The organism is Sabulibacter ruber (genome assembly GCF_017355955.1).
In the GTDB taxonomy this organism is placed as follows: domain Bacteria; phylum Bacteroidota; class Bacteroidia; order Cytophagales; family Hymenobacteraceae; genus Nibribacter; species Nibribacter ruber_A.
This window is the reverse complement of the sequence record NZ_JAFFID010000199.1, coordinates 1-247: the sequence shown is the minus strand read 5'-3', so window position 1 is coordinate 247 and position 247 is coordinate 1. Positions and strand designations below refer to the sequence as shown.

Sequence of the window (247 nt, the reverse complement as noted above, 5' to 3'; positions counted from 1 at the left end):
GCGCCACGGGCATCGCCGTGTCCTTCGCCTCGCGCGCCGACCGTGAGACGCTGTTCCGCATCGAGCGCTACACCGGCGCCACACTGGCGATCCACACGATCCCCGGCCTGGAGCCGCAGCGTTCCTTCACCGGCGGCGGTGGCCGTCCGGCCGGGCGCCCCGCGGGCAACCGCGGCCCGAAGCCGTGGCAGCGCAACGGTGAGCGCAGCGGCGGCGGCGGCGAGCGCAACGGCGACAAGCCGTGGCA

At 76.1% G+C, this 247-nt stretch carries 1 protein-coding gene; it reads left to right on the top strand.

What is annotated here, in order from left to right; all coding sequences use genetic code 11:
- Window positions 1–247 (top strand): hypothetical protein (locus JT719_RS25035; protein WP_423227992.1); only part of this gene is annotated, 247 nt, incomplete at both ends.